The sequence below is a fragment of the Paenibacillus wuxiensis genome, assembly GCF_040195695.1.
GTDB classification, from domain to species: Bacteria; Bacillota; Bacilli; order Paenibacillales; family Paenibacillaceae; genus Paenibacillus_B; species Paenibacillus_B suaedae.
On record NZ_JBEFZI010000003.1, the window covers coordinates 494,567 to 520,553 of the forward strand.

At 44.8% G+C, this 25,987-nt stretch carries 26 protein-coding genes and 3 pseudogenes; 12 read left to right on the forward strand and 17 right to left on the reverse strand.

Going from position 1 to position 25,987, the window contains the following annotated elements; genetic code table 11:
* Positions 1–30: 30 nt before the first annotated feature.
* Entirely contained in the window at positions 31–1,224 is a 1,194-nt protein-coding gene (locus ABN764_RS08495; RefSeq protein ID WP_446671579.1) for an MFS transporter, read from the reverse strand.
* A 190-nt stretch (positions 1,225–1,414) separates the two neighbouring features.
* Between ABN764_RS08495 and ABN764_RS08500 the strand changes: the two genes are divergently transcribed.
* Together ABN764_RS08500 and ABN764_RS08505 are read left to right on the forward strand one after the other, a co-directional pair.
* Positions 1,415–1,993: a TetR/AcrR family transcriptional regulator gene (locus ABN764_RS08500; RefSeq protein WP_268624294.1), complete on the forward strand. Its 579-nt coding sequence runs from the start codon at positions 1,415–1,417 to the stop codon at positions 1,991–1,993.
* Positions 1,994–2,284: 291 nt separating this feature from the next.
* Positions 2,285–2,983 carry a DUF4386 domain-containing protein gene (locus ABN764_RS08505; RefSeq protein ID WP_446671647.1) on the forward strand — a complete coding sequence of 233 codons (699 nt, stop codon included), beginning with the start codon at positions 2,285–2,287 and terminating at the stop codon, positions 2,981–2,983.
* Between the two features lie 6 nt (positions 2,984–2,989).
* Here the strand turns inward: ABN764_RS08505 and ABN764_RS08510 are convergent, their stop codons facing one another.
* From ABN764_RS08510 to ABN764_RS08525, 4 genes are all read right to left on the reverse strand, one after another.
* Positions 2,990–3,574 (reverse strand): Crp/Fnr family transcriptional regulator, encoded by a 585-nt coding sequence (locus ABN764_RS08510; RefSeq protein WP_446671580.1) that lies wholly within the window; start codon positions 3,572–3,574, stop codon positions 2,990–2,992.
* A gap of 101 nt (positions 3,575–3,675) precedes the next feature.
* A complete protein-coding gene (locus ABN764_RS08515) occupies positions 3,676–4,452 on the reverse strand; it encodes a CPBP family intramembrane glutamic endopeptidase (RefSeq protein ID WP_446671581.1) in 777 nt (258 codons plus the stop codon).
* 129 nt (positions 4,453–4,581) lie between these two features.
* The gene (locus ABN764_RS08520; protein WP_446671582.1) at positions 4,582–5,391 is read right to left on the reverse strand and encodes a MerR family transcriptional regulator; all 810 of its coding nucleotides are present in this window, start codon (positions 5,389–5,391) and stop codon (positions 4,582–4,584) included.
* A 37-nt stretch (positions 5,392–5,428) separates the two neighbouring features.
* Positions 5,429–5,863 (reverse strand): Lrp/AsnC family transcriptional regulator, encoded by a 435-nt coding sequence (locus ABN764_RS08525; RefSeq protein ID WP_446671583.1) that lies wholly within the window; start codon positions 5,861–5,863, stop codon positions 5,429–5,431.
* Between the two features lie 160 nt (positions 5,864–6,023).
* Here ABN764_RS08525 and ABN764_RS08530 point away from each other — a divergent pair, with 160 nt between their 5' ends.
* Complete coding sequence (locus tag ABN764_RS08530; RefSeq protein ID WP_446671584.1) at positions 6,024–6,512, forward strand: VOC family protein; 489 nt, start codon at positions 6,024–6,026, stop codon at positions 6,510–6,512.
* A 55-nt stretch (positions 6,513–6,567) separates the two neighbouring features.
* Here the strand turns inward: ABN764_RS08530 and ABN764_RS08535 are convergent, their stop codons facing one another.
* On the reverse strand, positions 6,568–6,669 hold the full coding sequence (locus tag ABN764_RS08535; RefSeq protein ID WP_446671585.1) for a BBE domain-containing protein: 102 nt from the start codon (positions 6,667–6,669) through the stop codon (positions 6,568–6,570).
* A 17-nt stretch (positions 6,670–6,686) separates the two neighbouring features.
* Positions 6,687–9,236: a discoidin domain-containing protein gene (locus tag ABN764_RS08540; RefSeq protein ID WP_446671586.1), complete on the reverse strand. Its 2,550-nt coding sequence runs from the start codon at positions 9,234–9,236 to the stop codon at positions 6,687–6,689.
* A gap of 311 nt (positions 9,237–9,547) precedes the next feature.
* Here ABN764_RS08540 and ABN764_RS08545 point away from each other — a divergent pair, with 311 nt between their 5' ends.
* From ABN764_RS08545 to ABN764_RS08575, 7 genes are all read left to right on the forward strand, one after another.
* The gene (locus ABN764_RS08545; protein WP_446671587.1) at positions 9,548–10,147 is read left to right on the forward strand and encodes a DUF4062 domain-containing protein; all 600 of its coding nucleotides are present in this window, start codon (positions 9,548–9,550) and stop codon (positions 10,145–10,147) included.
* Positions 10,148–10,286: 139 nt separating this feature from the next.
* Positions 10,287–10,799, forward strand: a complete 513-nt coding sequence (locus ABN764_RS08550; protein ID WP_268624301.1) for a GNAT family N-acetyltransferase — start codon at positions 10,287–10,289, stop codon at positions 10,797–10,799.
* 16 nt (positions 10,800–10,815) lie between these two features.
* On the forward strand, positions 10,816–11,541 hold the full coding sequence (locus ABN764_RS08555; RefSeq protein ID WP_072730965.1) for a response regulator transcription factor: 726 nt from the start codon (positions 10,816–10,818) through the stop codon (positions 11,539–11,541).
* Between the two features lie 19 nt (positions 11,542–11,560).
* Complete coding sequence (locus tag ABN764_RS08560; protein ID WP_446671588.1) at positions 11,561–12,664, forward strand: sensor histidine kinase; 1,104 nt, start codon at positions 11,561–11,563, stop codon at positions 12,662–12,664.
* 147 nt (positions 12,665–12,811) lie between these two features.
* The gene (locus ABN764_RS08565) at positions 12,812–13,747 is read left to right on the forward strand and encodes an ABC transporter ATP-binding protein (RefSeq protein WP_446671589.1); all 936 of its coding nucleotides are present in this window, start codon (positions 12,812–12,814) and stop codon (positions 13,745–13,747) included.
* Positions 13,748–13,774: 27 nt separating this feature from the next.
* Positions 13,775–14,899: an ABC transporter permease gene (locus tag ABN764_RS08570; RefSeq protein ID WP_446671590.1), complete on the forward strand. Its 1,125-nt coding sequence runs from the start codon at positions 13,775–13,777 to the stop codon at positions 14,897–14,899.
* Between the two features lies 1 nt (position 14,900).
* Positions 14,901–16,052 (forward strand): ABC transporter permease, encoded by a 1,152-nt coding sequence (locus tag ABN764_RS08575; protein ID WP_446671591.1) that lies wholly within the window; start codon positions 14,901–14,903, stop codon positions 16,050–16,052.
* Positions 16,053–16,196: 144 nt separating this feature from the next.
* On the opposite strand, the pseudogene ABN764_RS08580 reads toward ABN764_RS08575, so the two are convergent.
* From ABN764_RS08580 to ABN764_RS08600, 5 genes and pseudogenes are all read right to left on the reverse strand, one after another.
* Positions 16,197–16,292 (reverse strand): annotated as a pseudogene (locus ABN764_RS08580) (BBE domain-containing protein); the annotation flags it as partial.
* 27 nt (positions 16,293–16,319) lie between these two features.
* Positions 16,320–16,946 (reverse strand): type 1 glutamine amidotransferase family protein, encoded by a 627-nt coding sequence (locus ABN764_RS08585; protein ID WP_315746608.1) that lies wholly within the window; start codon positions 16,944–16,946, stop codon positions 16,320–16,322.
* A gap of 110 nt (positions 16,947–17,056) precedes the next feature.
* Complete coding sequence (locus ABN764_RS08590; protein ID WP_446671592.1) at positions 17,057–18,022, reverse strand: helix-turn-helix transcriptional regulator; 966 nt, start codon at positions 18,020–18,022, stop codon at positions 17,057–17,059.
* 36 nt (positions 18,023–18,058) lie between these two features.
* On the reverse strand, positions 18,059–18,766 hold the full coding sequence (locus ABN764_RS08595; protein WP_446671593.1) for a DNA alkylation repair protein: 708 nt from the start codon (positions 18,764–18,766) through the stop codon (positions 18,059–18,061).
* A gap of 156 nt (positions 18,767–18,922) precedes the next feature.
* On the reverse strand, positions 18,923–19,759 hold the full coding sequence (locus tag ABN764_RS08600; RefSeq protein WP_446671594.1) for a helix-turn-helix transcriptional regulator: 837 nt from the start codon (positions 19,757–19,759) through the stop codon (positions 18,923–18,925).
* A 131-nt stretch (positions 19,760–19,890) separates the two neighbouring features.
* Between ABN764_RS08600 and ABN764_RS08605 the strand changes: the two genes are divergently transcribed.
* Both ABN764_RS08605 and ABN764_RS08610 read left to right on the forward strand, forming a co-directional pair.
* Positions 19,891–20,868, forward strand: coding sequence for a Gfo/Idh/MocA family protein (locus ABN764_RS08605; protein WP_268624311.1), 978 nt, complete (start codon positions 19,891–19,893; stop codon positions 20,866–20,868).
* Between the two features lie 19 nt (positions 20,869–20,887).
* A complete protein-coding gene (locus ABN764_RS08610) occupies positions 20,888–21,676 on the forward strand; it encodes a TIM barrel protein (RefSeq protein ID WP_446671595.1) in 789 nt (262 codons plus the stop codon).
* Positions 21,677–21,776: 100 nt separating this feature from the next.
* Here ABN764_RS08610 and ABN764_RS08615 read toward each other — a convergent pair.
* The 5 genes and pseudogenes from ABN764_RS08615 to ABN764_RS08635 form a co-directional block, all read right to left on the reverse strand.
* Positions 21,777–22,232 (reverse strand): annotated as a pseudogene (locus ABN764_RS08615) (uracil-DNA glycosylase); the annotation flags it as partial.
* Between the two features lie 2 nt (positions 22,233–22,234).
* Positions 22,235–22,845 (reverse strand): annotated as a pseudogene (locus tag ABN764_RS08620) (helix-turn-helix transcriptional regulator); the annotation flags it as partial.
* A gap of 410 nt (positions 22,846–23,255) precedes the next feature.
* Positions 23,256–23,660, reverse strand: a complete 405-nt coding sequence (locus tag ABN764_RS08625; RefSeq protein WP_446671596.1) for a hypothetical protein — start codon at positions 23,658–23,660, stop codon at positions 23,256–23,258.
* Positions 23,657–24,100: a hypothetical protein gene (locus ABN764_RS08630; RefSeq protein WP_446671597.1), complete on the reverse strand. Its 444-nt coding sequence runs from the start codon at positions 24,098–24,100 to the stop codon at positions 23,657–23,659. Before ABN764_RS08630 ends, ABN764_RS08625 begins: the two co-directional genes overlap by 4 nt.
* 373 nt (positions 24,101–24,473) lie before the next feature.
* On the reverse strand, positions 24,474–25,271 hold the full coding sequence (locus tag ABN764_RS08635) for a hypothetical protein (protein ID WP_446671598.1): 798 nt from the start codon (positions 25,269–25,271) through the stop codon (positions 24,474–24,476).
* Between the last annotated feature and the right edge of the window lie 716 nt (positions 25,272–25,987).

Below are 25,987 nucleotides of genomic sequence, written 5' to 3' on the forward strand. Positions count from 1 at the left end.
CCCCCACTGATCGAATGAGTCATCGTCCCCCTACTTCTTCTCTGTAGCAAAATAAAGGATGGCAGCGATTGGGAAAGCCATTCCGATCCATAACGCGGCACTCCATCCTCCCGTAGCGTATATCCAACCTCCAATTGCGGATCCGATAGCACCGCCAAAGAAGAAAATAGCCATGAAAAGCCCATTCAATCGACTACGAATTTCCGGATTCAACGAGAAGAGCACGCGTTGTCCAAGCACCAAATTTGCGGAAACACCGGCATCCAATAATATGGCTGAAACGACGAGAACAGCTACTCCGATAGTTGAACCCGTACGAATTATAAGCGGCAACAGAACAGAAATGATGACCGTAACGAGTGCAATCCCTGTTGCGGGTCTAGTCCAGCCGCGGTCAGCCAACCGTCCAGCCACAGGCGCTGCTACTGCACCCGCAACTCCAACAAGCGCGAACAATGCGATTTCTTTCTGAGAAAAACCAAAGATCGGGCTTGATAGAAGTAATGGAACTGTTGTCCAAAATAAGCTAAACGTCGCAAACACACATGCATGATATGCAGCCCGACGGCGTAAGATCGGGGTTGTTCGCAGCAAATGCCACATCGAACCAAGCAGAGCTGTATAGGAAGTGTCTAACGAAGGCTTTCTTGTAGGCAACACCTTCGACAGTACGATCGCCAAAATAAGAATAGCTGCAGCGGACAAAGCGAATACGACATGCCAGCCAAAGAAGTCAGCTACCAGACTAGACACAGGGCGCGCGAGCATGATCCCAAGCAACAATCCGCTCATGACATTGCCGACAACACGGCCGCGTGAAGATTCGGATGCAAGGTATGACGAAAAAGGTACGAGCACTTGTGCAGCGACTGATCCTACACCGATTACAAACGAAGCTGCTAAAAACGGGAAAGCTTGCTTTGACAATGCCGTAATTGCAAGGGCAACCGCTGTAAGAAGCAAGGATATGACAATCAGCCTTTTATTTTCAACAATATCCCCCATAGGTACGACAAATAGCAACCCGACTACGTAACCAATCTGCGTCAACGTCACGATAAATCCGGAACTGCTTGCAGACAACCCGATTGAAGAACTAATTACCCCAACCAAGGGCTGCGCATAGTAAAGATTAGCTACAATGATACCGCATGCGGTAGCCAGGAGTACGGTTAACCATGTCGGAATACTTCTCCCGATTGTTTGTTTTTTTGAAGCAGTCATTATAGGCTCCTCCTCTTCCTCTTTTAAATACTGAACGTATAGTTTATAAATTTGATAATCAAATAATATACTGAACGTTTAGTTTTGTAAATAGGCGGCCTCAACTTTATTTTTTATTCATAATTGGTATACTGAACGTATAGTTTATTTTTCTCGGGCAAGATATGTATGGATGAAAGGTGATGATTAGATGACCGGAAAAAGAGGCCGGCCGCGTAATGTAGAATCGCAAAAGTCTATCCTTTCCGCATCTTACGAATTATTGTTGGAAAATGGCTTTCAAGCCGTAACAGTCGATAAAATTGCCGATCGTGCCCAAGTCAGCAAGGCCACGATTTATAAATGGTGGCCTAACAAGGCTGCCGTGGTAATGGATGGTTTCCTGTACGCCGCCACGGCCAGATTGCCCGTGCCTGATACGGGTTCGACATTTCAAGATATTCAAATTCACGCTACGAATTTAACCCGGTTTTTGACAAGCCGGGAGGGTATCATCATTACGGAATTATTAGGCGAAGGTCAGTTTGATTCAGGATTGGCGGAGGCCTATCGAGCTCGGTTTTTCCGTCCCCGTCGACTAGAGGCAAGGGGTATTTTGGAGAAAGGGGTTCAACGCGGGGAATTGAAACAAAATCTCGACATTGGTATATGCATTGATCTTATTTATGGTCCGATTTTCTATCGCTTGCTTGTAACAGGCGAAGCGTTGGACGAGCCCTATGTGCAACAATTGGTGAGCAGCGCATTTGAAGGAATCCGATCAGTCTGAATCGATTTTGTTGCAACATCCAACTAGTAGCGATCGAACAACATTCTATGATCGTTTCTTTTCATGCTTTCCATGAACAGCCCAAAGCTTGTGGTGGTTCAGTGCGGGGCAGGAACATAAAGCGCCTAAACCGAAGGCTTCTTTCCACGGCTTAGGCGCTTAAACGATCTATAGGTACTTTTCATTTTCTCTTGATTTAAGTCAATGCTCCATCATCACCCTCTGCTTACAATAGGATTCATAAAGAACACCTGGAGGGATTTGATGATGGTCACGACACACATACAACGAATCGATCAGCGTACAGCTGCCCTGACTGCTGGCATAGCGCTGATCATTATGACGCTAGCTTCCTTTTTCTCATACGGCTATGCCCATGCTGGCCTTGTGGTACAAGGAGATGCCAGCGCCACCTTTCATAACATTCTGTCATCCACCACGCTATTCAAGGCTGAAATCTTTGGTTGGCTGCTGATCCTAATAGCCGATATCGTGGTTGCCTGGGCTTTCTATCTGGTTCTAAAGCCCATTCATCAAGGGCTTTCCTTACTGGGCGCATGGTTCCGCCTTATGTATACAGCGATACTGGGGATCGCTTTTCTAAACTTGATATTCGTGCTGCTGCTCACGGGCAGTGCAGATCATTCTGCAATCTCCGATCAGCTTCAGACGCAGGCGATGTTGTATGTACGAGCTTTTGACGCCATCTGGTCGATTGGACTAATTATTTTCGGCGGACATCTGTTGATAGTCGGTTATGTGGCCCTGATATCTGCCAACATACCGAAAATCATCATTATCTTGCTGCTGCTTGCCGGTACAGGCTACATCCTCGTTCACCTATGCAACGTGTTTTTCCCACAATATGAGGCGATCAAAACCATACTTACCTATGTATTTACGGTACCGATGATCGTCGGCGAATTGGGCTTAGGTTTATGGATGCTGTTCAAAGGTGGAAAGGACGGAAAGACCCCTATTGCGGCCTGACTATGATTATTCCTTGTCTTGATGGACGCGCTTCTTGATTCTGCTTAAAGACTCTGGCGTAATGCCCAGATAACTCGCCAGCTGGTGCTGCGGCACACGATCGATTAGTCCGGGCCGATTTCGCAGCAATGCCTTGAAGCGCTCTTCCGGCGTCGAGGCGATAAACGCAGCATATTCATCTTGGACTTGGCCAAACTTTTCTTCCACCATCTGACGCGTTAAGGATTCCAATTGACCATATTTTCGAAACATGTCCTTTTCAACAGCCAGCTCGCCAACGACTAACACGGTATCTTCCAGACAGGTAAAGGTATATTCGGACCACTTATCTTGTTTGTGAGCATTGATGCTGGTGATGGCTTGCTCCTCGGTATAGAAGTTGATCGTAACCTCTTTGCCCGATTCATGAATCAAGTATTGCCTTACACATCCCTGTAATACAAAATAGCAATTCGTAGGGACATCTCCTTGTCTAAGGAGCACTGTTCCTTTTTTATATTCCTCTAAATGAATATCTTCAAGAACAGCCCGCTGTTCCTCTTCAGTAAGGGATGTATATTTCGCCATGTACTTCACCAATAATTCCTTCATGCTTCTCCCACCTCGTAGAAAAGGTCATCTCCATTTCACTTTACCATTTCTTACAAAAAGGTTCACCCTTCAAGTCATGACGGAACCTGTATTCCCCTCACTTATTTGTACAAGCACTTTCTATCATTCACTACAACCAAACCTACAGCCACGATTAAATAGAATGGGGCCGTAACGACAATAATACGCAATGGATCTCCCAATTGAATCCCCATAAAGTAATTAAAAAGCTGATGAATGAGAATAGGGATAATCAGATTGTGATTCAAATTATAAAATACCGTTATCATGATCGATACAGAGATGATGGAGACCAAGAAGCAGACAATATACAGCACTAAATTCATTCCTGAATAGCCTGTCATCAGCCATAACGGAGCATGCCAGAATCCCCATGTGACTCCAACTATAATAGCTGATTTTAACGGACTGAATCGTTTTTGCAATTCATCGAGTACAAATGCACTCCACCCGAGCTCTTCCCCTAGTGGCCCCAGAATCAGATTATAGCCAAATACGAGAAGCAGTGTCGTCCAGGAATCAGCTAATTGCTCGCGTATGGGCACATTCCAAACTGCAGTTACTACGGAGAGACTCCCTATTAAAACAAATAATTGGAGCAAAACAACGCTCAGTACCGTTGATAGGCGTATCCTTGCACGAAATTGACCCTTTATAAAATCCATCAGGTTTTCTTGAGGCTTGATTTTACGGAACATCGCGATGAACACAAAGGTAGCTGTCCAAGCTGATAGCACTTTTAACACTTCGGCTAATGGTTGAGATTTGATAACCAACATGGATAACCCGATGAGAAGAAGAAACACATAGAATATGCCATAGGTCCATAGAATATATCTTTTTAGTATGCCATTCATATTAATCCCCGCCTGTAACTAGTTTATAAAACAAAAAACCAATAGAACAATTTGCGCGCTCATGCTCCACTGGTTTCCAAATATAAACTATGGTGTTACACCCAGGTCAATAGATCGATCATAAAGTCCCTATTTTCCCTCGACAGGAATATAAATTTCTAAAAATACGCGCTCCATGTTATCCAGATACGTGATCAGACGGGTATTCACAAAAGCGACTCCTTTGGGTGCAAGCCCCTGTTCCCGTCCCCATGCTAACGTATGTTCAAAAACCTGATGCTTAATATCCCCTCTCCCGTTTTGGAACCTGCCATCCTCCACAATCGTGTAGATGCATGTGGGGAACTCCAAATAGCATCCTTCTTCTGTTGGCTTCGCTTCAAGCTTCTCCACAATGTACATCTTCGTATCCAGAAATCCCGTTTCATCAAACGTAAACTGCCTCATAATTTTACTGAGAATATCGTCCTTCATTGAGTCCATATGCTCCAATATAACTGGATACTCCTGAAAGGCTGTGAAATCAGATATCTCCCCCATTACTTCACAAGCGGGGAATTCCCTAATAGAATATTGGTTGAGATGTTGTTTGATATCCTCACAGAATTGCTTGGTTTCCTTTATTTTTTGAAGCATGTATGCATTCAGCCGTATCGTTTCTTCTAATTCGCTGGCTTTATCCCCTAATATAGCTCCAAGCTCTTCGATTTCGCTGCCTACCTGCAGCCTTTTTACTTCTTTTATCGATAAATTTCTCTTTTTATAAAAGTCAGCCACCATCAAGGTATAGATATCATAATAGTCATATTGCCTATAGTGATTGGATTCATTTTGCCTCGGATTCACAATCCCTTGATCCTCATAGTATCTCAGGGCATCCCTAGTCACTCCAAGGATATCTGATAACTGGCTTGTTCTGTATGTGTTTCGTTCCTCCATTTCAAGTAGGCCTCCTGATGTCCGTACTCTCCTCTGTTCAGAGCAACACCCTGTTCTCTAGAATGTTCTTCATACTAATATGGGATTTTGAAACTCCGATTTTTGCAAGATCATCTTGAAACTGAGCCAGCTCCTCGATGGATGCCGTTTGTACCTTGATCAGATAATTATATTCTCCGCTAATGCGATATAAATCCGTCACTTCCTTGGCATTTTCACAAAAATCAACGACTTCTTGGCACCGTTCCGTTTTTAACAGAATAAACGTGGTCGTCCCTCTGTTCAAATTCCGCAAATTAAATTCAGCCTTATATCCGGAAATGATATTTTTTTCTTCCAGCTTAATCATTCTTTCTTTCACGGATGGCTGAGACATGGACACTTCTTTACTGATCTGGGAAATCGACATTCGCGCATTATGCTGAAGTAATTGCATGATCTTTTGATCAATATCATCGAACCCATTTTCCATACGATGCACACCTCAAATCCGAGATTTTAATAAAATAAACTCCTCAGCCTGCATAACCTTATATTCACATGCATTCTACTACATGTTCCTTACTTTTCGCATTCATTTCTCAAATTCATCCCCCTATAATTAGAACCATCTCTAATGAGGAGGCTTATAAATGAGTATACAAGGTCTTGCCCATGTGGCAATCCAAGCCAAAGATTATCAAGCAACCATTGCGTTCTATACAGAAGTATTAGGGTTCAAGATCGGCCATCACTGGAGTTTGCCATCCTTTCAAATTAAAGAAGCCTCCATGCTGATTTCACCTGACCAAAGAACTTGTATTGAGGTCTTTGATAACAACGCGGTCATTCCTGCTCAAGGCAAGAAAGCACGGACTGATGATGAGGTAGCTCATGGGGCGTTATTGCATCTCGCCTTCTATGTCCAAGATGTTGAGGATATGTATCAGAAAGCACTCGCATATGGAGCCAAGCCATTTATAGAGCCGGCGAGTCTGTCCCTTGGCGAACCGCCGCTTGTAGTCAGAAACGCTCTCATCCACAGTCCCAATGGTGAGGTTATCGAATTTATTGAAGATGTAGATTTTGATATGTCCACAAAAAAACACCTCCAAGGTAATCTCCCCTATCTTACGCTATAGGGGCATTCTCTTGAGGGTGTGTTCTTCTGTTTCGTGGTATGGGGGGAAATCCGCCCTAGCGGCGTGGCGGCTTCCCCACCGGAATACTTTGGGCACAGCGAAACACTATATCGGGATCATACTTGCGTTTTACCTGCTTCAGTCTAGGAAAGTCCACACCATAAGGCCAGTGGATTAGCTGCCGTAGACTTCGAGCTCATAAAGCGAATACCAGTAGCCGGTACCCTGGTTCGTTGCATACATGCGGACATACCTCGCATTTACTGGTTCAAAGTAAATATCGTCAATGCCGCCGTCGCCCGTCGATGTCGTATACATATCCGCCCAATTGAGGGCATCGTTCGACACCTGAATCCTGTAGCCCTTCGCATAGGCAAACTCCCAGTTCAATTTGACCTGATTGACGCGATATTGTTGTCCAAGGTCTACGTAGATCCATTGCGGGTTGGAATATAGACTGGACCATCTTGTCGTCGGATTGCCATCTACCGCTTTATCGGCCGTATATGCGGCTGTCTCATTGGAAGAAGCTGTTGCCGATTTATTTAGCGCTAGATTTGGCTTGCTGCCATAAACCTGGAATTCATACAAGGAGTATCCGTAGAAGGTGTACGCCCTTTGCGTCCCGTACATTCTTACATACCTTGCATTCACCGGAGTAAAGAATATATCGTTGATTCCCCCATTACCCGTTGTCGTGGTATATACATCCGTCCAGTTGGCCGCATCATTGGATACTTGGATTTTGTAGCCTTTTCCATAAGCAAGCTCCCAATTCAATATGACTCGATTAATGTTATAAGACTGCCCGAGGTCAATTGCTACCCATTCTGAGTCTGTAAACTGACTAGACCATCTTGTCGTCGCATTGCCGTCCACCACATTGTTCGGCGTAAGAGTTGCGTCTTGGTTGGAAGATGACGAAGCTGTCTTATTTAACGCTAGATTCGCTGTGGTGGCGGACCCAACGCTATCCCCATATACCTGAAACTCGTAAAGGGAGTACCCGTAGATCGTCCCTCGTTCCGTCGCGTACATTCTTACATACCTTGCCGTTGTTGGCACAAAGCCAATATCGTCGACTCCGCCAACGCCAGTTGTGGTCGCATAGACATCCGTCCAATTGGTTGCATCGTTCGATACTTGTATTTTGTAACTCTTGCCGTATGCGGTCTCCCAGTTCAGCCTAACTCGGTTAACGTTATAGGCTTGCCCAAGATCGACGTAAATCCATTCCGTATTTGTATATTGCTGGCTTGACCATCTGGTGCCGAACTTATTGTCGACCGCCTTATCGGCGGATACAGAAGAACTTTGGCTGGAAGAGGCTACAGCCGTCTTGCCGCTTGCCAGGTTTCCTGGAATCGTGTACGTTCCTTTGGTGAATTTGTAGATATCTTCGTACATTTGTCTACCGTCATAAATGCCGCTTACGCCGTTGTTGTTCTTGTTCTTATAGAGGTTATATATACCGAAGATATCTTGGTACCAGCCTTTGATCGCCCCTGTCATGTACCCGTATTCTGCGCCAGCCTTTAAGTAATTATCGAAACGGTTCTTAAAATCGGGGTCAGACATCGCTCTCTCGTCAAATTCCATTTCGATGCCTTGATTGTAGGTTTGAGCTTGGGTAGTAACAGCGGTCATTCTCGAATAGTCTGAACTCGGGACGAAGTAGTGGTTGGGCTGCTGGATACTGAAATCAAAGGTATAGTTATGCGCGTTTTTGCTTTGTCCTGCACCAAAGTATGGAATCCAGCAATATTTCAAGCCAAGCGAGTGCAGATAGTTTCCAGTGTTATTGATCGCATTAACCTCACCCTGATTGCCGGTGTCTATATCTTCGTGGAACCAATAGAAACCCTTTAATTCAAGGTTGCTGTATTGGGCTTGGTTCCATTTGCTTCGTACGGTGTCGATATACCATTTGGTTACCTTGGTCAAGTTGCTGGGATTGGTTTTTAAATTTTCACTGATGCCGTCGTTATCGACATCCCCGAAATTGGTTATTCTACTGTTGGGATAAGGTATCATAATATATACCTTGGATTTGTAGTTTGGTTGGTTTAGCGTGGCTGCAACCTGCTGGGTAGCTTGATTCAGGGCGTCCAGCTGTTGATTGGCAGTGAAAATACGGTTGATGTACCACTCCCAATCCGTCTTGTAGGTAAACTTGGCAGGGTCCGCCGAATCGCCGAAATCCCGATAGTCAGGCGTATTGATTCCTAGGAACAGGAACGAGTCAAAGAAGGTGTCGTCCATCACATTATTGCTGTTGTAGTGCGCAACATAAGGCAACAATGTATTTTTGTCATACGTGCCGATTTCTTTTCCCTCGTATGTCGTTCGTCCGCCGTAATATCCGGTGTACAACAAGGCCATATTTTTCACGTTTCCAGATGCCGCGGTGTTGGGTGGAAAATATCCCGTCGCAGCGGCAAGGTCAAGAGGCTGCTCTATGGCTGGCTGTGGCTGTTGCTCGAGATCAGATTGGGGCTGCTGATTGAAATCAGGCTGTGGCTGTGGATCGGGATCTGGCTGAGGCACTTCTTGTTGTTCCGGCTGGATAGGGACATCCGGCAAAGGCTGCCCTTGCGTAATCTCCGGCGGTGTATCCCCCTCTGCATTCAGTACCGATGGATGGACAGAAAAAACAATCGAGAAGATTAGCACAAGTGATAACAACAACGAACCTCGTCTTGGATACCTTTGACTCTGCTTCATTTTTCATCCCCATTTCTTAGATTGAAATGACAATTACGTTTGTACAAGTCTGGTACATGAGCCTGACCCTGACGCCCAATTATTCCAAGTAGCCTCTTCACCATAGATTTTATGAGACATTTTTATGCGCAGTAATAGATAGTTGTTTACTTTGATATACACTTCTTTACATCCCAAAATCACGATGACGATGTACCCCTCTCTCTCGTTTCCTTCGCATGTAACCTACACAGTATCGTTCAATATTGACACATAAAGTAATGTGACGGTATGATCCATATTAATTTCATTTCAATTCATAAAGGTGGCCTATGAAAAAAAAACTACAAGTCTACATATCGTCTACTTTTTCTGATTTGGTTGAGGAAAGATACACCGCTGTAGAAGCCGTGCGTAAAGCTGGGCATATTCCTGCAGGAGTTGAGCTATTCTTCAAGGAAACTCCGATGAGCATTAGGAAAAGATGGATCGATGAATCCGATATATATATTCTAATTCTCGGAGGATTCTATGGTTTAACGCTTCCTGATGATGAATCAAAGAGTTATACGCATTGGGAATATGATTATGCGGGCGAAGTTGGTAAACCCAGATTTGCGTTTGTAGTCACAGATGAAGCATTAAGACAAAAGCCATACGACTTTGTAGTAGGGGAGTATTATGAGAGGCTCCAAGAGTTTAAACAATCCGTATTTGAGGAAGTACCTACCTATTATGTTGAAGACATACGGCACATTAAGATGGTTATGCGCGATCAATTGCCAGAGTATGAAAGAAGAGATGATCTGCACGGCTGGATTTCTGCCAAGGATGTCCCAGACGTACAAAAGTTATTGGAAGAGAATGCGAGTTTATTGAGAGAGAATGCTGCATTAATTGCTGAGTTAGAGAAAATTAAAAGAGAAAGTTAATGATATATGGAAGTACAGTGCTTCATCGTCAGATGGGGGCTGTACTTTTTTTCTTCCCATAAAAATATCCTTTGAGTACAATAAATATCAAAAGATCTGGGGATAGGCCCATGGAATTCCATTAAGAAGGAGATAAAACATGAAATCCGCATATGAAATTGAAACCGAGCGTCTTGCTCTGCGCGTTTTTGAAGAAGAGGATGTTGAGGCTGCTAAGCGGTTTTGGGGCGATGAGGAAGTGATGCGATACTGTCTTGGTGCCGCCGCCCATGAGAAGCTGCCTTTGAGTCTTACAGCTTACCGCGAATGTCATCAGGCAAAAGGATTGTCCGTCTATGCGGTGGTGGAAAAAGAAACGGGCATGGTTATAGGAGCCGGCGGTTTTAATATATCGGGAGAAGTCCATGAGGTTGAACTCATTTATCATTTTGCCAAGTCAAGCTGGGGAAAAGGATATGCGACAGAAGCGGCAAAGGCTTGCTTAGAGCTTGCCAAAAATCATGGCGGCGTGAAGCGAATCCATGCTTCTGTTGACCCTCAAAATGCGGATTCCAGCAGGATTCTTGAAAAAATAGGTTTTACATACGCCGGCACGGAATGGTTCGAAGATACACAGCAGGAAGAAGCCGTTTATGAAATCATGCTGAAATAAAGCAAGGAGGCGTATGATGAAAATTCGCGTACTAATCGCCGATGACAACTCATTCATCCGCGAAGGGATGAAGATTATTTTAACCACATTCGGGGAATTCGACGTACTCGCCACAGTAGAGGACGGCCGAGAAGCCGTCGAATACTGCCAAGCTCAAGAGGTGGATGTTGCCTTGCTGGATGTACGGATGCCGAATATGAACGGGGTTGAGGCCACCAAGCTGATTAGCGAGCAGACAGCGACCAAACCGCTCATTTTAACGACGTTTGATGACGATGAATATATTCTGGATGCCATCCGCTTCGGCGCAAAGGGATATCTGCTGAAAAACACCGACCCGGAGAGGATCCGCGATGCGATCAAAAGCATACACAACGGGCAGAGCGTCCTGCAGGATGTGGTGCTGGAAAAGCTCAAATCCCAGATGTCAGGGAGCCGGGAGTCGACGGAGAGTAAAGTGTCCGTCCCGACTGCATCCTTCGGAAAGCAGAAAGCAGGAATCAGTCCTGAAAGGGAGCAGAGTTCCCCCAATGACGGGCCTTTCGACCGCAGTTTGTTTACGGAACGAGAGCTGGATGTCATGTCGCTCATCGCGCAGGGCCTATCGAACAAGGAGATTTCTAAGGAAATATTTATTTCCGAAGGAACGACGGCAAATTATATCACAGCAATTTTGAATAAAACCGGGCTATCGCACCGGACACAGATTGCGATTTATTATCTGACGGGCAAAACCCGTTAGAGAAGGGAAAGGCTATCGCATGGAAGTTTGGACGGTTGGCAATAAAATGATCATGCTGCTGTTTGTTGTCATCGCTTCTTATTTTACGGCGGCAGCGGCCGATCCATGGTTTGTATTCTATTTTCTAATTTATTTGGCGCTGAATCTAGTCTTGCATATCGTGAAGAAGAGCGTCACCAAGCAGATAATTATTTTGGGAATTATTGTCTATTTGGTCGGTTGCACGGTTCACTATCCGTATTTTGCACTGCTGCTTCCGTTTAGCATGAATGAGCTGTCGTCCTTTCATCCGCGGAAAAACGGTTATTTGCTGATCGCCGTATTCCTTCCGATATTGTTTTTGCGCGGTGAAATGGTGATTTTGTATGCCTTTGTAGCTGCTTGGAGTTTCTTCGGTTATGTGATGGTTCGTCATTATATAGGGAGGGTCATTAAACAGGAGGATGAGCTTGAACGGATGCGCAAGGACGTGCAGAAGCTGGCGAAAAGCCTCAACGAAAACCGGGAATACGCCAGAGCTTCGGAATATATGGTCAAGCTGGAGGAGCGCAACCGGCTGGCTCAGGAAATTCATGATGGCATCGGGCATGCGATGACCGGCGCCCTGATTCAGATGGAAGCGGCCAAACGCCTTCTGGGCAGCGATGCGGCAACAGCGGAGACGCTGCTGCAAAACGCGATCGGCATCTCCAAGGAAGCAATTGATGAAATCCGGATTACGCTGAAACATAACAAGCCCCCCATGGAGCAGCTTGGGTTCAGCCGTTTGAAGACCGCGGTTGAAGCTTTTGCAGGCCAAACGGGACTCATGACCTCGGTCGTCCATGATGGAAACATCGATCAGATCACTCCGCTTCATTGGAAAATTATTTATGAAAATGTCACGGAGGCTTTGACCAACAGTGCCAAATATTCTGGAGCTTCGGCCGTTCATGTGGAAGTCCGGGTATTGAACCGTTTTATTAAAGCCGTCGTCGCCGATAACGGCAAAGGTGCCCCCAAAATCGTCAAGGGCCTTGGCTTGATCGGGATGGAAGAGCGGACTGCACACGTCAACGGGACGGTCGTCGCCGACGGTACCCGCGGTTTTAGCATCACGACCCTGATTCCGTACGGTGACTAATGAAATTTCTCATTTGCCGTTAATCCCTCACCTAACAAAATATGAATTTTCTCATGTAAAAAGGATGAACTTATGCACTGATATAAGAGCATCCTTTTTTATTATGATAAAGACATCGATAGCACAACGAAACGGAGTGAATGATAGATGAACGTATTGGAAATCCGGGGGCTTACAAAGAAATTTGGCGATTTTATCGCTGTTGATAATATGTCGCTGTCCATTCGGGAAGGTGAGATTTTTGGTTTTCTCGGATCTAACGGAGCTGGCAAAAGCACAACGATCAATATGGTTTCGTCGCTGCTGCGTCCAACGAGTGGGGAAATCCGAATTCTGGAGAAGGACATCATGAAGCATAGCCGCTTTGCCAAAATGAACCTCGGCGTTGTTCCCCAGGATTTAGCGATTTATGAGGATATGACTGCGTATGAGAATGTAAGCTTTTTTGCAGGGCTGTACGGTTTACGGGGGACCGAGCTGAAGGAGCGGACAGAGGAAGCGCTGACGTTTGTCGGTCTCGGCGACAAGGCCAAAAGTTTTCCGAAAAATTTCTCCGGCGGGATGAAACGTCGCCTTAACATCGCCTGTGCCATTGCGCATAAACCGAAGCTGATTATTATGGATGAACCGACCGTAGGGATCGATCCCCAATCGCGCAATTATATTTTAACCTCAGTGCGAAAGCTGAACGAATCCGGCTGCACCATTATTTACACAAGCCATTACATGGAGGAAGTCGAGGAAATTTGCTCCCGTATCGCTATTGTGGATCATGGAAAAATCATCGCCGAGGGAACCAAGGAGCAGCTGAAATCGACGGTCACCGACGTCAAGGATATTCGCATTGAATTGAAATCGGCCCAAGGCGGGGAAAGCGAAGGTTTAAAAACCATTCCGGGGGTGCGTAATGTACTTCAGGATGAACAGGTAATTCGGATTCAGAGTGATGCCGCGGTAGATAACCTGAACCGGATATTGAAGCAGCTTATGGATAATGGCAAAGAAATCCGCGCGGTTGAAGAACAGGAGCCTAATTTAGAAACGGTATTCCTTACATTAACCGGGCGCAATTTACGGGATTAATAGATCGCGGAAAAGGAGGTTACCACGGTGAATATATTATCGATTGCATTAAAAGAAATAAAGCAGGATCTCCGCGATCGGCGTACGCTGGTGTTCATGCTGGGTTTCCCGATCGTTCTCATGTTAATCCTGGGGATGGCGCTGAGCAATGCATTCAGTTCCGATGTCAAAATCGGAGATCTGAAGGTTTTGATGAAGGATTCTACCGGTGGCGGAGAGCTGTCTCAAGCGTTTAACGCTTTTGTGAAGGAAGTAGGCAAAACGGGAGTGATGTTTGAGTCGCTTCAGCCCGGGATGGATGGACGGACGGAAGTTGAGAATAACCGTTATGTGGATTATATCGAGTTGACTCCGCAAGGAATTTCCCTTTACGGCAGCAGCCGCGATACGATCGCAAGCAATATTGTGCAGGGGATGCTGGCTTCCTTTACGGATAAATATAATGCGGCTGTGGCGGTAGCCAAGATCGAACCGGCCCAGACAGAGGCGGTGTTCGCGACCGGCGGAACAGACTACATCAAAGAAATGTCCATAACGCCGAACCGAACGCCAAGCTCCGTCGATTATTATGCGCTCGCCATGACCGTGATGGTTGGCATGTGGGCAGCCATGTCGGCAGGCGGGCTGATCCAGAGCGAGATCAGTCGCGGCACAGGAAATCGGCTTATCATAGCTCCGGTAAGTAAAGGCGAGATTTTTACGGGCAAGATTTTGGGCGGAATGATGACGAATGTATTGTGCGTGATAGCGATGATCCTGTTCAGCAAATATGTGTTTAAAGCTTATTGGGGCAGCCATATGGGGATCGTTGCCATCGTTCTGCTGTCGGTGGTCATCATGGCGATGGGCCTTGGACTTGCATGCGGCTATATGATAAAAGGCAGGGCGGGTCGCAATGTCGTCAGTTTGATCGTTCAGCTCATGTCTTTTTTCGGAGGAGCCTATTTCCCAATCGGCGATGATTCTGGTAGTGGCTTGATGGGATTCCTCATCAATCTGTCACCCATCCGCTGGGCTAACCATGGTCTGACGCAAGTGATTTACGGAAATGACGTATCGGCAGCCTGGCCGGTAGTTTGCATAAACATCAGCTTCGCCGTATTGTTTCTAGGTGCATCGATTATCGTGATGAGACGCCGGGAGGGATTGTAACATGTGGAGTGAGATTTGGTTTCTAGCTACCAAAACGCTGATTGCGACATTTCGCAAACGCAGTGCGCTATTAATATATTTCGGTCTGCCGATTATCGGCATTTTGGGTTCCATACTGTTGTATGGCCAACAAGGGCAGACACAATTACGGGTTGGCGTGGTTAACGATGATCAGGGTCAACAGATTGCGGCGGATACGATCGGTTTTGTGCAGCGTCTCGACCATGTACAAATCGTAAACGTCACGGCAAGCGAGTTAAAGGAACAGCTGGCTGCGAGCAAGCTGGACAGCGGCTTGATTATCGACTCGGGTTATTCGGAGAGCGTGCTGAACGGGAATCCGGGCCATATTTCCATCGAATCCGTGAAAGGGGCTCAGGTAACGGCGTACATGAAATCGATGCTGCACGGATATATCGATAATGTCGCGGCAATGGCGAAAATTTCTGGAGGCGACCAAGCCAAATTCCGGCAGCTGTATGACACTTACCATTCCTCGGACTTTAAGCTGACGTCCCAGTCCGTAAATGATACATCTGTAACCAAAGCAATGTCGTTTCAATCCATCGGGTTTCTGCTCTTGTTTATGATGAACTCTGCGACCGGGCTATCGGAGCTGATTTTGAAAAACCGGGAGAACCGAACCTATTACCGCATTCTCACTTCTCCGATCAATGCGAGGACCTATGTGCTGGCAAATGTTTTGGTGAATATTATCGTCATGATCGCGCAAATTATCGTCGCTTTGTTCTTCATGCGGGTCGTGTTTAATCTAGATCCAGGAATCTCAATGGGGGAAATGCTACTCATTCTAACGCTTTTTGCGCTTGTATCGGTCAGCGTGTCGCTTGTGATCGTAGCTTTCTCCAAAAACTCGGCGATGGCTGGAGCGCTTCAAAATCTGATTGTGACTCCAACCTGTCTGCTTGCGGGCTGCTTCTTCCCGAGAAGCATTATGCCTGAAATGCTGCGTCGCATTTCCGACTTCATGCCACAGAGTTGGGCGCTGCAGTCGATCGACAAACTACAGTCCGGAGAAGCGATGGGCAATATCTGGTTTCATCTGACGATTTTATTCGCCTTTGCGGTTGTTTTCTTCCTGATTGCAACGTACAAATTCGGACGTAATAACGATACAAGAAACTTCGTTTAGCTTTCATGGTTTGCAGTGAAATATATTGGGCCATAAAAATAGAAAAAGAGGTTGTACCCAGGTAACCTGGCGTGCAGCCTCTTTGTCTTCATTTACAGAGGGTCAGCAGCCTTGCAGTATCATAGCTGTCGAGCAGGTTAAAGGTTACCCCTTTATCCGATATATCCCGACCTGCTGCTCCACCGGAATACTCTGGGCAAAACGAAACATATAATGCGGATCATACTTTAGTTTCACCCGAAGCTGATTCGTTTCATGCTGATACTTTTATTGGATTGAGCTCATTAACTCAAAGAAATATTGGGGTTTATGGGTCTTATTTAGACTATACCAAGCATCTAATGTTGTTTCTGAAAACACACCCAATGCTCTCAAGATGTGTGCAGAAAATTCCAATGGTGCTACTCCAGATGCCGTTATCAATTTCCCATCCGTTACAACTGACTCCCTCCTGTAATGCTGCTCGCCTGCATAAGTGGGACAGACCATCTTCAGGTATTCCAGATCATTGCTTGTGTGCTCGCGAGAATTCAACAATCCTGTCTGGGCCAGTCCTATTGTGGCACCGCAAATCGCGGCAACCAGTATACCTTCTTCTATACATCTCTGGGCAACTTGTAAGATCGGTTGGTGAATGGGTGCTGTCCATGTATCTCCACCAGGCAAAATCAATGTATCTGTACTTGCCAAGCTGCACTCATCCAGACAAATGTCAGGGAGTACCTTCAATCCACCCATCGTTGTCACAGGGGCCTTTTCATTCCCCACAGCAACAATTTTTGAGGGGGACATCCCCTTCTTATAAAATCTTCCCGAATTCAATTCAGCAGTTACATAACCAATCTCCCAGTCTGACATTGTGTCAAATACATACAGATATACCGTATTACTCATGTGTACGTTCTCCTTCTCTACCCAATATTCAACGGATTCTCATCATCTATCGGTAATCCATGATTGTCTTCATCATAAAATAACTTCACTGACAACTGCTGTCAGTGAAGTTATTTTCGTTGATAATATTCCATTAATTCCGATGCAGCAGCAATAAGTTTATCCTTCAACAGCTGTGGCTCGATAACTTGAATCGATTTCCCATAGGATAAGAGAAGATGAGGAACATAAGTATCCATTGATTCTTCTTCAAGTAGAAAGATTGCTTGATTTGCCGTCCTCTCTTGCAAATAGTGCCCCAAGAACCCGTGCCGACATAAGTCGTCCAATGCCTCCGCTCTGCCCTCGATAATTACAGAAAACGCTCTGTCATTGCCCACCAAATCAGGCAGCAAGTTTTGCTTAACAAACTCACGAGCTGAAAAGGCTTCGGGACGCTTAAATCGGATGGACGTACGCTTGATTTGTACAATCCGTTCTGCCCGGAAGATGCGGAGCTCATTCCTTAGGTGGCAAAATGCAACGGTATACCATTTATTATTCCAGTTCACTGTCCCATAGGGGTCTATGACCCTATGCTTGGGTTGCTCCTCCCGGACTGTGCGGTAATCGATTTCTAGAGAGCATTCCTGTTCTACAGCCTGCTCCAATTCCAGCAATACCGGCTGAATAGAAGGAGCTCCCCCTTGGTTGATTACTTCAAACCCTGCTAACTGACGATTAAGTGTGCGTTCCTGCTCCTGGTTCGAATACTTTTTCAACTTCGATGTCGCATTGTCTAATACTTTGCTCAGAGGATATCCAGCTTCTTTTGCAAAGATGGCAGCATGAAGGAGTGCCTTTTTCTCCTCCATATCAAATAGCAGTGGGGCTCTGATAAAATGATTGAGCAAGCTATATCCGCCATAATGACCTGAATCAGATACGATAGGCACTCCACTGGCACATAGTGCATCAATATATCGATAGACAGTTCTAATATTTATTTCTAGCTTTTCGGATATTTGTTTGGCAGTCATTTTGGCGCCCGAATTCAGCAGCCACAATATTGCCAGCATATTATCGTTTTTTGGCATCGCATAACCCTTCGTAATTCACTCAAGATTTAAGGACTAACACCTTACATATTTCCGTTTGAAGCCGATCTGCCCCTTCTCTACCGCCTTTTGAATATTCATGGATGCATTCAAGAACTTGCTCTTTCCAGAATCGCGATTGACCTCCACCGGGCCTACTTCCTTTGCGATCTCAACTGCTTTATCATGAAGCGGCTGATAGGATACTCCCACGGTGTAGATAAAATTATTCATCGCGTACTTCGCACGTTCAGGAGCATCATGAATCGTACTTTTCACAAGTTTCAGCATATCCGCAATTTTGGCTTCAGAGAATTCACTGTCCGGGCGATTCCCCAGCATCCAGCAATAACAGCTCCAGCCTGCCGACCTTTTAAGCTCTATATCGCTTGCAATCCATTTATCGGAGACTTCTTGTGCAATATCCGTCTCTGCCAGCGTTACGGCTACCACATAATCCGATAGCATATAGAAATAGGCTTGATCAATCCACCGCTCGAAGTCCGCCGCAGTCATTGCCTCAGGATCCGCGATCACTCCGGCAAAGTACATCGCATCATAATTTCCTGTAGCATAGAGCTCCTCCGCTAATGGCTGATTGCGTTTTATTTTCCGGAAGATAGGCTTCATCTGACCTGTAGCTACTCCAAAAAGCGGCTCATGCGCGCCATTGGATAGGTATATTTTCTTGGTGCGTTCCTTGCCGAGAGCTTCAAGCTCCTGCATGACCGTCTCTAGATTCATGATTCATACTTCCTTTGCAATGGGTTGTCTTACGGAATAAGCTCGTCTTCACTTCAATATATCATAAAGCAGTCTGGATCCATTGAAATCAGAAAGAGAACTATCTCTTCCGTTATCGCTGGGACTTGTACAGTAATTCCCATCATTTAGCTCCGCTTATTCCCCATATTGCGCTCGAAACTGTAGCGGCGTCATGCCGGTAACTCGACGGAACGTATGGACGAAGTGACTATCGCTTTGGAAGCCCACAGATGCAGCAATCTCCTTTACAGTAGGGCATCTCCCAGAGAGGAGCATATCCTTCGATTTCTGAATGCGGAATTGCAGCAAATATTGATAGGAACTTATTCCCCAGCTCTTGCGGAACAATAAATTCAGATACTGCGGACTGACCCGCAGTGTATTCGCCATCCGTTCCAGCCCGAGATCAGGGTTCCCGTACGCCTCTTCAATGAGCAAATAAATAGGAGCGAGCCTCTCATGACCTTCAGATAAGGAGGGTTCATTGCCAGCTTGTCCGAACTGCTTGATAAGCGTCAGGAAGGCATACACCTCAAGTGAACCATTGACCCCCGCAAGATCGAAGCTATGATTGCATTTATGATCGTATTGCAGATGAATTGATGCGAGTGGCGAATCGGAACCCCAACTCAGCGGCTTCATGTGCTGAAGATCAAGCGACGCTGTGATGGGATTGGCGAGCGCCCCGTCGAAGGTCATAAACCATGTCGACCAGATGCTAGTTTCCGCACGATAACTGTGGCTTACGTTCGGCTTGAGCAAGATGCCCTGATTCGGATACAACTTCACCGTTGTGCCGTTCACCGAGAATTCACCGACTCCCTCTACCGTATGCAGCCAGTGGAAAGCGTGATAGCCATGTTCCCGATAAATGGATCCCTGGTGCGTCATCAAGCCGACACTGCCTAGGTGAAGCGGCAGCCCCCGGTCACGCTCCGTTGTTATGAAATGCCTGCCATAGCTGATGTCCATAACCGCTCCTCCAGTTTCATTTTTCGATATTGAAAGCGTTATATCTGATATTTTATTACGGACTGGGTTCGATTAGAATAACTTACAAAGTTGATATTTATTATATCCTTGAAACGGGAGTGATCACGATTATGACGGTGAAGCTTGGATTTATCGGAACCGGAGGAATCGCCAATCATCATATCCGCAGCTTAGCTCAAATCGAAGGCGTATCCTTGACTGCATTCTACGATGTTGACCTTGGCCGTGCACAGAAAGCGGCTTCCGAGCACAATGATGCGAAAGCGTACGCGAAGCTGGACGACATGTTGGACGACAGTAAGCTCGATGGCGTCTACATTTGCGTTCCACCGCTGGCCCATGGTGATGCTGAACGGCAATTAATCGAACGTTCAATCCCTTTTCTTGTAGAAAAGCCGATCGGCATCAACCGTGATACCCCCGCTGCCATCAGTCAGGCGATCAAGGACAAAAATTTGATCACATCCGTCGGGTATCACTGGCGATACAGCGAAACGGCACAAATAGCTAAAAAGCTGTTGGCTGAGAGGACTCCCGGCATGGCACTCGGATACTGGATGGGCGGAATGCCGATGGTGCCTTGGTGGAGAGTGATGACAGGATCAGGCGGACAGTTCGTCGAACAGACGACGCATATTGTCGACATGCTTCGCTTTTTGTGCGGCGAAGTGAACGAAGTATATGCCGCATACGCGCTTCAAGCAATGGGCAAGAAAGTCGAAGGAACCGATGTTCCCGATGTCGGGACGGTTACGATGAAGCTTGCGAACGGCATGGTTGCCACCATTTCCAACACCTGTATGATGCCCGTCGGCCACCACGTCGGACTCGATATCTACACGGACGAAGGTGTGCTCGAGGTGCGTGACACCTCATTGAAGGTGATCGAGACTGAGGGCGTTCAGACCCACTCCAATGGGATTGATCTCACTATCGCTGAAGATGAAGCGTTCATCCATGCGATCCGTACTGGCGACACCTCCCGCATTAAGTCCAATTATGAAGATGCGCTCCGAACTCACGAAATTACGATTGCAGCCACTGAATCTGCCGTCTCCGGCAAACCTGTATTGCTTGGTTCATACTAGTGATTGGAGGGGATCGACTGTGAAGTTCTCATTGTGCATCGGCGCTTATGGCGGAAAAGACGTCATTTATCATTTGGAGAAAATTAAGGAGCATGGCCTGCACGGATTGGAGTATTATTCGTGGTGGAATCTTGATGATCTGAAACAAATCGCGAAGGAGCAAGAGCGCATCGGGGTTGGCATCAGCGCGACATGCACGAAGTTCTTCAATCTAGTCGATGAATCGTTCAGGGACGATTACATTGCCGGGATACGTGAAACGATTGAAGCGTGCAAGATTCTGAATGTCACTTCAATTATTTCTCAGACGGGCGACGAGCTGGAAGGCGTGTCTCGTGAGGATCAGCGGTCCGCTATGGTGGAGACACTCAAACGCTGCGCCCCTCTGCTCGAAGAGGCCGGAATCGTCTTGGAGGTGGAACCGCTCAACGGGCTTGTCGACCATTACGGACATTTTCTTCAGCGCTCGGATGAATCGATGGAAGTGATCGATCGGGTAGACAGCCCGAACGTCAAGCTCGTCTTCGACGTCTACCATCAACAGGTCACGGAAGGCAATGTCATTCGCAACGCTATCCATTATATCGACCGAATCAATCATTTCCACATTGCAGACAATCCAGGCCGCAATCAGCCAGGCACGGGCGAGCTAAATTACGTAAATATTCTGCGCGCAATTAAAGAAACCGGATTCTCCGGGTTCGTCGGATTGGAAGGCGGCTATACAATCGACACTGACGAAGCGATTGAGCAATTTAAGCGGGACATTGTTACACCAGTGTTTGGAAGCTTGCAGTCATACGCATAGAGGAATCTGCGCGCAACAGGACATAGCGATAGGATTGATCCGCTATGTCCTGTTCTGCTTCATCTTCGAGAATGATCATCCTATTTTTGTCATTCTATGACTAGCGTATTGAAATCTCCTGCCACTTGTCCTTTAAGCCCCTCAAATCTTCCACGAAGATCCTTAATAGATTGGGCCTCCTCCTTACAGCAAGCGGATGATAGCTGAAGCTTATGGGCGTACCCTGAAACTCACACCAGCTGCCTCGTAATTCTTTGACACTGACACTCTCCTTATCTGGAAATAAGGATTCCGCTACGACATTGCCAAATCCGAATAATACAAGCGGCTGCTTCTGAAGGAGCTGCATCTGTAGGTGAGGCAGACATGCCGCTCTAGCCACAGGCTTATTGTAAGCACGTAGCGGTCGGCACTTAAGCAAATAAGTGACATAGACAGCATTTACATCTATACCTGCCTCCCTCATGCCAAGTTGGAGTGTCTCTCGGGTACCGCATAGAAACGAATTTCCTTGCTTATCTTCCCGGGCTCCGGGATTGTCCAGAATCATCATAAGCGGGAAAAAATTCGCCCCACTCGAAAACTACGGATTTCATTCCTTAGATGACAAAAGGCAATGACATACCAGTTACGACTCCAATAAATAATTCCATAGGGATCAACAATTCGACGCTTCGGATGCGCTTCGCGACCTGTATGGTATTCCATTTCTATAGAGGATTCATTTACGATAGCCTGCTCCAATTTCTTCAATACTGGCTCCACAGATGTTTGTCCAATTGGGCTTATGACTTCAAGCCCTTCTACATGTTGCTTGATCATTCTTTCCTGCTCTTGATTCCAATACATTTTGAGCTTTGATGTAGCTCTGTTTAATACCTCCCCTGAAAAATATCCAGCCTCTTTTTGCAAAAGCAGCAGCATGAAGTAATGCGGTTTGCTCATCAACATCAAAAAGAAGAGGACTTTCAATAAAATGATTCAACAGGGTATACCCCATTATGGCCTGTGTCCGATATAATCGGCACGCCACTAGCGGAAAGTGCATCAATATAACGGTAAACTGTCTTTATATTCATCTCTAACTTTTCGGATATTTGTTTAGCAGTAATTTTCCTGCCAGAATTCAACATCCATAGAATCGCCATCATATTATCAATTTTAGACATAATCGTTTACCTCATTTATTTATGGTGCAATTCCCGTGATAGCCTGCTTATATAGTAACTGTCTAGTATATCTCGTGTTTAATATGTTTTTCCGACATTTGTGGTACGGTTCTCCGTGAACTAACAGCAAAAAATGCATTCGGCAAAATTGCTGTTGCTTTGGACATTAAACCATCATTACTCTTTGAGTCAACGAACTATATATATATATTTCCTTAGCCAACGAAAAGAAACTGCTTAACAGGAAGTGCTAGCTATATTGAGAGCTGAAACGTTAGTCGTATTTGCATGAGCAAAAATACACTACCATGATACTCACAACATTCCATTCCCATGCAAATAAGAAACAGGCTCGTATAAATAACCTGTTTCTTATTTGTGCAGGGGTGCATTCTAAACACCATCTTGAGTCAGTCATCAAGGAGGGAATCCAGATAGTCATCAGTATTATTTAACTGCTCCTCTATTAAATACTGTAATCTCATCAATTCGCTTTTATGCTTATCTTGCTTATTTAATGAAGTTAATTTAGAAATAGTATCTTTCTGTAGGGCCAGTTTGTAGTATCCAACATCCATAAAGATATCTTTTATATAAAAAAGAAATACAAGTCCGCCTTTATATGCAACATAGTATGAATCCACTTGATCTACATTAGCGTCCTCAGTATCTTCGATTTCATTAATAAAGTAGTCAATCATCAAATTAGAATCATTATTTTCTTTAATATTGCAAAGCCTCGACCACAAAAGCTCGTTTCCTTTCGTCTCGTTAGCTAATTTGTCTATTAATGCTATTACCTTATCAGTATTCATAAAAAATGCCCCTCTTCTTTTTTGCATTTAGTAATAAAATACGACAGTCTTTTTGCAACTCTCGATTTGTTAATTTTATTTTCATCCTTATTTAACTCACGTTTCATCAGCCAAATTTGGAATTTAAACCCTTTACTTAATAATGAATTATAGTTTTTTAGTTCCTCTATCTCATTTAACAATTGGAGTATGAGATCACTTTTAAATATATCGTCTTTTTCTATCATTAGCTGAAAAAACTCAAATTTATCTTTGTGATGCCCTCTTTTTTTGTTGAAATTTTCAATATCAATACGCTTCCTTAATTTCTCATTAACCGTTTTATTCACTTTTGCTGTTATAAATATTAAGACCAATGATAATACCAAACCTGCTACGCTACATATTGCTGCTATTCCCATTAAGTAAGGATCATTGCCCCAATTAGTAATTTCAAACATATTATATTGTCCCTTTTCTTATAAAATAATATGTAAAAAAATTGTAGTTAGACATAATCTATGCTTCGATCTGTTCCCGGAAATTTTTTAACTATATCTGTTTTAAAACGCCCTTATCTTAACCTAGCTTATTACCTACCAACTTATTTGGATCGTAAATTCAAATTTCCTTTTACCTTCACTTGTGATACGGTTCCTTCCGCTTACTGTTGCAGCAAGCTTTCCAATTATAAAAGTCGCCTAGACGGTAGAATGTCCCCAAATCCACCTGAAATTCTCTCTGAACTGATATTTAAAAAACAACCTCTGCTTCAAAATTTTTATCGACATACTTTTTGTCTGGTTAGGAATTTAAAGAGCGGATATATATGCTCTAACCAAACCACTTTGAAATTATCGCACCAATTATACCACCAATAACTAAGTTCAAAATCATGAATACCCAGCTATCCTTTATCGCTTCGAAGACCCCTTGTGGATGATATCCGTATTTATCTCTAAAGGAAGATTGTGTCTTCAGCCTATCTTCAGCTGTTCTTTCGAGTAATGATTGCATAACGTCAACTTTCCTTAATGTTGATTGGTGTAGCTTTACGTATTCTTTATTTTCAAAGGCCAAGGCTTCTTCCTTACCAGTTAAGAAGTCTTTTCTGTGGATTCCGTTGAAATCCAAAATATTTTCAAGTCTTGGATGACCAATATATAAACTTCCGTACAATTCCTGAAGAATTTTAGATAAATCAATCTTGTGGGAATCTGGTATTATTTCGGGTTTTCCTTTCAGTACAGAGAAACGATGATTAATCGCTTCAAATCCATAGTTAATATCCCGCATGTTCCAATGAACCCAGAAATAATCCTTATGGGTCTTCACGAATTTAAAGTATTCATTCAACATGTCTTTTTCAAATAGGTCGTAATCCTGTTCGATATTCGATAAAGTTGTGCCTTTTAACTCAGCAGCTTTATGGATCGAGAAGGATACTGTCTGTCCTGTTCCGTAGAACCTGACAGCAATAGAAGTTATTCTAGGACTCTTCCCGTCAGGAATATCGTAAAAACTTTCGCAAGAATAGTGGATAATTAGCGTTTGCACTGGATTTGAGACAAGCCGAACAAGGGTTTCTTTCGCTTGTCTTCTGCTCTTTAATTTATTACTTAATGCCCCCATTTGTAATGACCCCTATTTGATCTTTTATTTAATTATACCAAATTTATCAAACCACATGATATCCTTCAACATATTACTTCTGGGAGCATACATATTCTTTCTGATCCATCTCTTCGATTTTGCGGCCCTGAGCTTCTTCAAAGCAAACTACGGTTAAGCTACTATCACCGATATATACTCGCTCTGGCCAAATTTCCATCTACGGAACGAACCAGCTTAGATACGGACAATTTTATTGACAGGAAATCAACCCATTAGACTTCCCCAGGAATTTCCTCTAATTCTTTAAGGGTATCATTAGTCTCGCGCAGAAACACTTTGGTGGAATTCCGTTGAAGGGATACTACAAAACTATGTTCTAAAAATCTATGATTGGAGTACCCTCTGTTTGAATTTCGAACTTAGATGCAGCAATTTGATTAATATCCATATGAATTTGTTACATCAGGCATCCCCCTTTTGACCCGGCTATTCCCCATATTGCGCACGAAACTGCAGCGGCGTCATGCCGGTCACTCGACGGAACGTATGGACGAAGTGACTATCGCCGGTGGAGCAATTTAAGAGGAATATTCTTACTCCAGTGTTCGGAAGCCAGCACTCATAAGCATATCGTAATCAGTGTGCAACAGGACATGACGTGGTAATTGAAAAGCTATGTCCTGTTCTGCTGTCCCTAGTTTTAACTCTTCCTGTCTGCCGTGCAAAACACTGAG

Coding starts and splice junctions, on each gene's coding strand:
- ABN764_RS08590 (WP_446671592.1), bottom strand. CDS start 18,022: ATGCCAAAAAACGATAATATGCTGGCAATATTGTGGCTGCTGAATTCG.
- ABN764_RS08545 (WP_446671587.1), top strand. CDS start 9,548: ATGAAAAAAAAACTACAAGTCTACATATCGTCTACTTTTTCTGATTTG.
- ABN764_RS08520 (WP_446671582.1), bottom strand. CDS start 5,391: ATGGAGGAACGAAACACATACAGAACAAGCCAGTTATCAGATATCCTT.
- ABN764_RS08605 (WP_268624311.1), top strand. CDS start 19,891: ATGACGGTGAAGCTTGGATTTATCGGAACCGGAGGAATCGCCAATCAT.
- ABN764_RS08530 (WP_446671584.1), top strand. CDS start 6,024: ATGAGTATACAAGGTCTTGCCCATGTGGCAATCCAAGCCAAAGATTAT.
- ABN764_RS08565 (WP_446671589.1), top strand. CDS start 12,812: ATGAACGTATTGGAAATCCGGGGGCTTACAAAGAAATTTGGCGATTTT.
- ABN764_RS08550 (WP_268624301.1), top strand. CDS start 10,287: ATGAAATCCGCATATGAAATTGAAACCGAGCGTCTTGCTCTGCGCGTT.
- ABN764_RS08595 (WP_446671593.1), bottom strand. CDS start 18,766: ATGAATCTAGAGACGGTCATGCAGGAGCTTGAAGCTCTCGGCAAGGAA.
- ABN764_RS08630 (WP_446671597.1), bottom strand. CDS start 24,100: ATGTTTGAAATTACTAATTGGGGCAATGATCCTTACTTAATGGGAATA.
- ABN764_RS08625 (WP_446671596.1), bottom strand. CDS start 23,660: ATGAATACTGATAAGGTAATAGCATTAATAGACAAATTAGCTAACGAG.
- ABN764_RS08540 (WP_446671586.1), bottom strand. CDS start 9,236: ATGAAGCAGAGTCAAAGGTATCCAAGACGAGGTTCGTTGTTGTTATCA.
- ABN764_RS08510 (WP_446671580.1), bottom strand. CDS start 3,574: ATGAAGGAATTATTGGTGAAGTACATGGCGAAATATACATCCCTTACT.
- ABN764_RS08515 (WP_446671581.1), bottom strand. CDS start 4,452: ATGAATGGCATACTAAAAAGATATATTCTATGGACCTATGGCATATTC.
- ABN764_RS08585 (WP_315746608.1), bottom strand. CDS start 16,946: ATGAGTAATACGGTATATCTGTATGTATTTGACACAATGTCAGACTGG.
- ABN764_RS08600 (WP_446671594.1), bottom strand. CDS start 19,759: ATGGACATCAGCTATGGCAGGCATTTCATAACAACGGAGCGTGACCGG.
- ABN764_RS08575 (WP_446671591.1), top strand. CDS start 14,901: ATGTGGAGTGAGATTTGGTTTCTAGCTACCAAAACGCTGATTGCGACA.
- ABN764_RS08560 (WP_446671588.1), top strand. CDS start 11,561: ATGGAAGTTTGGACGGTTGGCAATAAAATGATCATGCTGCTGTTTGTT.
- ABN764_RS08500 (WP_268624294.1), top strand. CDS start 1,415: ATGACCGGAAAAAGAGGCCGGCCGCGTAATGTAGAATCGCAAAAGTCT.
- ABN764_RS08635 (WP_446671598.1), bottom strand. CDS start 25,271: ATGGGGGCATTAAGTAATAAATTAAAGAGCAGAAGACAAGCGAAAGAA.
- ABN764_RS08555 (WP_072730965.1), top strand. CDS start 10,816: ATGAAAATTCGCGTACTAATCGCCGATGACAACTCATTCATCCGCGAA.
- ABN764_RS08525 (WP_446671583.1), bottom strand. CDS start 5,863: ATGGAAAATGGGTTCGATGATATTGATCAAAAGATCATGCAATTACTT.
- ABN764_RS08495 (WP_446671579.1), bottom strand. CDS start 1,224: ATGACTGCTTCAAAAAAACAAACAATCGGGAGAAGTATTCCGACATGG.